General features: G+C 59.8%; 3 pseudogenes. 1 reads left to right on the forward strand and 2 read right to left on the reverse strand.

The window, feature by feature from the left end:
- Positions 1 to 254 (forward strand): annotated as a pseudogene (locus FS320_RS46780) (IS630 family transposase); the annotation flags it as partial.
- 74 nt (positions 255 to 328) lie between these two features.
- Here the strand turns inward: FS320_RS46780 and FS320_RS42535 are convergent.
- Positions 329 to 1,039, reverse strand: a pseudogene (locus FS320_RS42535) (IS6 family transposase).
- Positions 1,040 to 1,777: 738 nt separating this feature from the next.
- Positions 1,778 to 1,893, reverse strand: a pseudogene (locus tag FS320_RS49385) (ABC transporter substrate-binding protein); the annotation flags it as partial.

The raw sequence follows: 1,893 nt of genomic DNA on the forward strand, positions 1-1,893 counted from the left end.
ATCCGCGCTTCCACCTGCACTTCACGCCGACCTCGGCCTCATGGCTCAACCAGGTTGAGCGCTTCTTTGCCCTGATCACCCAGGAGCGCATTCGGCGGGGCGCCTTCACGAGCGTGCCCGATCTGGAGAGTGCTATCATGGACTACCTGGAGCACCACAATGCCGACCCGAGACCCTTTGTCTGGACCGCCTCGGCCTCAGCTATCCTGGAAAAGGTCGCCCGTGCGAAACAAGCGTTAGAGTCACAACACTAGCATTTTCAACCAAAGGTGTTGTCACGTTAACTGACATCGGGCGAATTGAGGCGAATTCGGTCACCTTAATCGTCTCAAGCAGCGACATTAGCCGCGACTTTCCATTCCGCCATGGCGTTGAGGCGGTGGAGGTGGGTGGCAGAGGCGGAGCGGCCGGAGTGAGATGGAACGAAAAGATTGCGGACGGCCGAGAACACGCTGACGAACCGCTGCAGATACCTGGGTGATCGAAAGCCTTGCGTCACCGGCTCTCGTCGCCGCAACGGCAGATGCGAATTTTCCGCCCGATTGCTGAGTCCCTTGAGTCCCTTATGCGAGCGGTGTTCGACTGTCGGCATGACCTGACGCTGGGCAGCCGCGTAGGAGCCGAGCTTGTCGGTGATCATTCGTCGTGGAGGGCAGCCTTGTTTCCTCAAGAGGCGCCTCAGCAGGCGCTTGGCTGCCGCGGTATTGCGGCGCGTTTGCACGACCTCATCAAGGACGTATCCGTCCTGGTCAACAGCCCGCCACAACCAGTGCTTCTGGCCGGCAATGGTGACTACCACCTCATCCAAGTGCCAGATGTCGCGGCGGCTTGGCGTCTTGCGCCTGAGACGGCGAGCGTACGCGGGCCCGAACTTCAGTGCCCAGCGGCGGACCGTCTCATAGGAGACAACGACGCCGCGCTCGAGCAGCATCTCCTCGACCAATCGCAGGCTCAGAGGAAACCGGAGGTACAATCACATCGCATGGGCGATGATCTGGGGTGGAAAGCGATGGCGCTTGTAGCTGATGGGCTTGGTCATGCCGGACCATCTACACCGTCCGATCTCATCTCCAGGTTAACGTGACACCGCCGTATAAAGGCCGTCCCTGACCGACTGCGGATCATCCGCTGATGCTGCCTTCCAAACCGGGCATTCTACGAATTACGCATACATAGGCGGTTTTCTCACCGTGTGTGGATTTGGAACGGAATTATCTGTGCGGCCACGCTCGCCCCACATCGACGCTGCGGGCTAACCTGTCCCGTTCAGTCATAGTGTCTCTTGCTGGGCGTCTCCTTTACGGGGGCCGAGATGGCGCCTCAGAGCTGGCCATCGCATGCGCGGACCTATGCTCAGGCCTCGATCATCGGTTGCAGACTTCTGGTGATAGGCGCCAGCCAAGCGGTAGAGGGACGAATGCCGCTCTCAGCCGCCTGTCGAGCCTGGAACAGCCACATCGCTGAGTTGATCGATCAGCACAGGACGGCCCATGAATTGGACGCTGATCAACTCAGCGAAATCATTCGGCTCTTCGACGAGGCCCGAAGCGCGTGCTCGGCCCTGCGCTTTGACGAGGGATTGGCAATCTATGAGGCCATTCCCATTGGACCGGTCGCGAGCCGCCCCTTTGTTAGATCGGCAAGCGCCGCGCCATGAGCGGCCTTCGTCAGCGAGGTTCTCCCTTCTCACTGAAAGGTCTGTGCATCGTTGCAGCGGCCTTGCCCGGAACGGGCAAGGCCGCTGCAAGCGATTGAGTAGCGGTGCCCGTCTCCAGCATCATCCACGGGCGCGGGTGCGGATCATAAAGGTGTCAAAGCCATACTCGGCGACTTGGAACCAGAGGTACTCCTCGTTCCGGAAATCACGCAGGCTGTCATACATCTTCTTGAAGT

This window comes from Microvirga tunisiensis (assembly GCF_009296175.1).
In the GTDB taxonomy this organism is placed as follows: domain Bacteria; phylum Pseudomonadota; class Alphaproteobacteria; order Rhizobiales; family Beijerinckiaceae; genus Microvirga; species Microvirga tunisiensis.